The 4510-nt window shown below is 62.5% G+C and carries 6 protein-coding genes and 1 pseudogene; 5 read left to right on the plus strand and 2 right to left on the minus strand.

What is annotated here, in order from left to right:
* Together ADADOO_RS05360 and xseA are read right to left on the minus strand one after the other, a co-directional pair.
* Positions 1-121, minus strand: a pseudogene (locus tag ADADOO_RS05360) (superoxide dismutase [Fe]); the annotation flags it as partial.
* A gap of 43 nt (positions 122-164) precedes the next feature.
* On the minus strand, positions 165-1517 hold the full coding sequence (gene xseA / locus ADADOO_RS05365) for an exodeoxyribonuclease VII large subunit (RefSeq protein WP_511275654.1): 1353 nt from the start codon (positions 1515-1517) through the stop codon (positions 165-167).
* 283 nt (positions 1518-1800) lie between these two features.
* On the opposite strand from xseA, the gene ADADOO_RS05370 reads away from it, so the two are divergent.
* The 5 genes from ADADOO_RS05370 to kdsB all read left to right on the plus strand — a co-directional run.
* Positions 1801-2406 (plus strand): MotA/TolQ/ExbB proton channel family protein, encoded by a 606-nt coding sequence (locus tag ADADOO_RS05370; RefSeq protein ID WP_511275656.1) that lies wholly within the window; start codon positions 1801-1803, stop codon positions 2404-2406.
* 3 nt (positions 2407-2409) lie between these two features.
* Complete coding sequence (locus ADADOO_RS05375; RefSeq protein WP_511275658.1) at positions 2410-2823, plus strand: ExbD/TolR family protein; 414 nt, start codon at positions 2410-2412, stop codon at positions 2821-2823.
* A complete protein-coding gene (gene lpxK, locus ADADOO_RS05380) occupies positions 2823-3821 on the plus strand; it encodes a tetraacyldisaccharide 4'-kinase (RefSeq protein WP_511275659.1) in 999 nt (332 codons plus the stop codon). Before ADADOO_RS05375 ends, lpxK begins: the two co-directional genes overlap by 1 nt.
* Positions 3802-3978, plus strand: coding sequence for a Trm112 family protein (locus ADADOO_RS05385; protein ID WP_511275661.1), 177 nt, complete (start codon positions 3802-3804; stop codon positions 3976-3978). The genes lpxK and ADADOO_RS05385 overlap by 20 nt, the downstream gene beginning before the upstream one ends.
* On the plus strand, positions 3978-4510 hold a 533-nt coding region (gene kdsB, locus ADADOO_RS05390; protein ID WP_511275663.1), incomplete at its 3' end, for a 3-deoxy-manno-octulosonate cytidylyltransferase. The genes ADADOO_RS05385 and kdsB, both read left to right, overlap by 1 nt.

The following is a 4510-nucleotide window of genomic DNA, read 5'->3' on the forward strand; positions in this document are numbered from 1 at the left end:
TGTTCAGGTTGGTGACATAGGCCTGATGGTGCTTGCTGTAGTGGTAGTCAAAGGTTTCGGCCGACATGTGCGGGGCGAGGGCGTCTTTGGCAAACGGCAGGGCGGGCAGTTGATGTTCCATTTATGTTCTCCGTTGGGGTTTGATGAGGGGTGAATCGAAAATTCTAGTCAGCTTCCGGGCTGGCGACAACCTGATTTACCGTGGCTTCGGCCGAACCGCTGGCGAAGCGTAGATTGAGCAGGTCGCCCGGGCTGAGTCGGGTAGCGTCGCGGATGGCCCGGCCATCGGCGTCCATAGCAAGGGCATAACCTCGCGACAGGACGGCGTGGGGATCAAGCTGGGTCAGACTGTTGCCGAGTGAATTTAGTTTCCCTGAATATTGAGAAATTGCCCACTGGGCCTGCCGGGACAGGCGATATTGCAGGTGGCCGATGCCTTCGGCCAGCGTTGCCGGGCGTAGCCGGGCGCTGGCGTGGCGCAGGCCGAGGGACTGCAGGCGGACGGCGCAGTGCTCGGTTTGCCGGCGCAGGGCGTGGTGCAGGCGAGCGCCGAGGCTGTCGGTTTCGCGCTGGCGCTGGCGGATGCGCTCGGCCGGGTGCACGAGGCGGCTGGCCAGCCAGTCGAGGCGCTGCAATTGATCGGACAGGGTGCGATCGATGCGCCGGCCGAGGTGATTTTCAAGCTGAGTCAGGCGGTCGACCAGGGCGTCGCGGTCGGGGCTGGCCAGTTCGGCGGCGGCGGTCGGGGTCGGGGCGCGCAGGTCGGCGGCGAAGTCGGCGATGGTGAAGTCGGTTTCATGGCCGACGCCGGAAATGACCGGAATGGCCGAGGCGTGGATGGCGCGGGCGACCCTTTCTTCGTTGAAGGCCCAGAGGTCTTCGATGCTGCCGCCGCCACGGCACAGGATGATCGCATCGCAATCGCTGCTCGCCGCTTGGGCGATGGCTTCGGCGATTTTGGCGCCGGCGCCTTCGCCCTGGACGGGCGTCGGGAAGAGCGTGATGGCAACGTGCGGGGCGCGTCGGTGCAGCGTGGTCAGGACGTCGCGCAGGGCGGCGGCCTGTGGGCTGGTGACGATGGCCAGGCGGCGCGGGAAGCTGGGCAGCGGCTTCTTGCGGTCAACGGCAAAAATGCCTTCATTTTCAAGTTTGGCCTTGAGTTGCAGGAAGCGCTCGAAGAGGTCGCCCTGGCCGGCCCGCCGGATGGCTTCGACGTTGAGCTGAAATTCGCCGCGCGGCTCATAAAAGGAGACCAGCACACGGGCTTCGATCTTCTGGCCGTTCTCCAGTCGCCAGCCGAGGATCTGCGCCTTGCTGCGCCACATGACGCAGCGTACCTGGGCGTTGGCGTCCTTGAGCGAGAAATAAACGTGACCGGAGGCAGCGTAGGTCAGGTTGGAAATTTCGCCGCTCACCCAGGTCAGCGGGAAGGCGGATTCGAGGCAAGCCCTGACCTGTCTATTCAGGCTGGATACGCTGAGCACAGAGTTACCGACAGGTTGAATGGCATTTTTCATTTGTCAATTGTAACCCGTCGCTTTATTTTTCAGTCCGCTGTTGACAGGGCGTTGTTTTGTTAAGTTATTGATTTTTAAAGACGTAAAGAACATGCCTTGTTTTTTGGCAGAGTATAAAAAATCCTTTGCCGAGTGGGGTTTAGCACAACTGATGACACTTCATTCACAGACTTATCCACAGCTTTTGGGGATAAGCCGCGCCGAGCCCGCCATTTCGCTGCTTGCCCTGCGGCGGGGGGCAGGGCAAAATTGCGGGCAAATATTCCATCAAGGATTTCCCCTCGTGTTTGAGATCATTAAGGCGGCCGGTTGGCCCATCTACCCTTTGCTGCTGGCATCGATCATTTCAGTGGCCCTGATTATCGAGCGCGTCGTTGCCCTGCGTCGTGCCAAGGTTGTTCCGGCCGGTCTGCTCAAGCGCGCGGTTGGCGAGTTCAAGCGCGGCGCCAACAACGATAAGTTGCTTGACGATCTTGATGCCCATTCGCCGCTCGGCCGCGTGTTGTCGGCCGGCCTGCGCAACGTCAGCGCAACGCGCGAGATCATGAAGGAGTCGATCGAGGAAGCCGGTTCGGCCGTTTCCCACGAGCTGAATCGCTACCTGACGACGCTCGGCACCATTGCCTCGGTCAGCCCGCTGATGGGGCTGTTCGGCACCGTGGTCGGGATGATCGAGATTTTCGGTTCGCAGTCGCCGACCGGTACCAACCCGATGCAACTGGCCCATGGTATTTCCGTGGCGCTGTACAACACCGGCTTCGGTCTGGTCATCGCCATTCCCAGCCTGATCGCCTGGCGCCATTTTCGCGCCCTGGCCGATAGTTTCGTCGTCGAGATGGAGCAGCAGGCCGTCCGTCTCGTCGAGTACATGCACGGCGACCGGAAGTAAGCGATGAATTTTCAGCGTGGCCGTAGCCGGGAAGAGCCGGAAATCAACCTGATTCCGTTGATCGACGTGTTGCTGGTCATCATCATCTTCCTGATGCTGACCACCACCTATGCCAAGTTCTCCGGGCTGGAGATCAACCTGCCGACGGCCGATGCCAGCAAGCAGGCCGAACAGCCCAACGAGGTGAATGTGGCGGTGACGGCGACTGGCCAGGTGCTGATCAACAAATCGCCGCTGGCGACCAGTGATGTCAAGAGCATTGCCGATGGGCTGCGCCGGGCGGCAGGCAGTCGCGAAGATCCGCTGATCGTTATCAACGCCGATGCCAAGGCGACACATCAAAGCGTCGTCGATGTCATGCAGGCGGCGCAGACGGCCGGTTATCCGCACATTTCCTTCGCCACCCAGAATCACTGATGCTGGCGCGCTGGTTACAGCGACAGTGGTTCGAGCAACGCCGGCTGACGCCGGCGTTGTGGCTTTTGCTGCCGCTGGCCTGGCTCTACAGCTTGATGAGCGCGCTCAATCGCCGGTTGGCCAGGCCGGTGCGGCTGCCCGTGCCGGTCATCGTCGTCGGCAACCTGATCGTTGGCGGCGCCGGCAAGACACCGCTGACCCTGTGGCTGGCGCAGCAACTCAAGGCGCGCGGCTGGCGGCCGGGAATCGTCAGTCGGGGTTACGGGCGCAGCGGTGATGGCGTGGTTTTGGTGAGCGCCGATTCAAAGCCGGAAACGGTGGGCGATGAACCTTTGCTGCTTGCCCGGCGCAGCGGCGTGCCGGTCTACGTCGGCCGCCAGCGCGCAGCGGCCGGAGCGGCCTTGCTTGCCGCGCATCCCGAAGTGAATGTCGTGCTCTGCGACGACGGTTTGCAGCACTATGCGCTGGCCCGCGACGTTGAACTGGTCGTTTTCGACGGGCGCGGCGCCGGTAACGGCTGGCGTCTGCCAGTCGGGCCGCTGCGCGAGCCGCTGGCGCGACTTGCTACGGTCGACGCGATTATTGGCAATAATTTGAAATCCCGGGTTGCCGCCGCGGCGCCCACTTTCGACATGACGCTGCAGCCCGGCAGCTTCTATCGCCTCGACGATCCGCAGCAGACCTGTTCGGCCGAGAGCCTGCGCAACCGCGGCCGGCTGCATGCGCTGGCCGGCATCGGCAACCCGGGGCGTTTCTTTCAGACGCTGGAGTCGCTGGGATTGAACTGCGAAAATCACCCGTTTCCCGACCATCATCGCTATGCGGCCGCTGATCTGGCTTTTGCCCGGGGCGGCATCCTGCTGATGACCGAGAAGGATGCAGTAAAATGCGCCGGACTGACGGCGGGTGAAACTTGGGTTCTGCCCGTCGAGGCTGAGCTTTCGCCGGCCCTTATTGAACTGATTTTGGAGAAACTCCATGGACGCCAGGCTGCTTGATATTCTCGTCTGCCCGATTTGCAAGGGCAATCTCGAACACCGCAAGGCGGAGAAGGAACTGGTCTGCAAACCCTGCAAACTGGCCTTCCCGATTCGCGACGACATCCCGATCATGCTCGAGGACGAAGCGCGCCAGCTCAACGCGGACGGGCTGTAATGTCCGGCCTCGCCTTCAAGGTCGTCATCCCGGCGCGCTACGCGTCGACCCGGCTGCCGGGCAAGCCGCTGCTTGATCTCGGTGGCAAGCCGATGGTCGTCCGGGTGGCCGAGCGGGCGCGGCAGTCGGGGGCCGAGGAAATCTGGGTGGCGACCGATCATCCCGACGTCTGGACGGCCGCCGAAGCGCACGAAGTCGCCGCCCTGATGACGCGCAGCGACCACCCGACCGGCACCGACCGCTTGGCAGAAGTCGTCGAACTGCGCGGCTGGGGACGCGACACCATCATCGTCAATGTTCAGGGCGACGAACCGCTGATCGAACCCGAAATCATCCTGCAGACGGCGCGCCAGCTCGCGGTGTCCGGTGCCGACATCGCTACCGTTGCCCATCCGATCACCGATCCGGCCGATTTCTTCAATCCGAATGTGGTCAAGGTCGTTTGCCGGGCCGATGGCGATGCCGCGTATTTCTCGCGCGCGCCGATTCCCTACGCCCGCGATCATTTTGCCAAAGAGGCCGGTGGCGAAAC

Origin of the sequence: Azonexus sp. (assembly GCF_036170495.1) — a bacterium.
Classification (GTDB): domain Bacteria; phylum Pseudomonadota; class Gammaproteobacteria; order Burkholderiales; family Rhodocyclaceae; genus Azonexus.

Bases quoted from the DNA above. Each gene is read 5' to 3' on its own strand.
- ADADOO_RS05375 (WP_511275658.1), top strand. From the start codon at position 2,410: ATGAATTTTCAGCGTGGCCGTAGCCGGGAAGAGCCGGAAATCAACCTG.
- xseA (WP_511275654.1), bottom strand. From the start codon at position 1,517: ATGAAAAATGCCATTCAACCTGTCGGTAACTCTGTGCTCAGCGTATCC.
- ADADOO_RS05385 (WP_511275661.1), top strand. From the start codon at position 3,802: ATGGACGCCAGGCTGCTTGATATTCTCGTCTGCCCGATTTGCAAGGGC.
- lpxK (WP_511275659.1), top strand. From the start codon at position 2,823: ATGCTGGCGCGCTGGTTACAGCGACAGTGGTTCGAGCAACGCCGGCTG.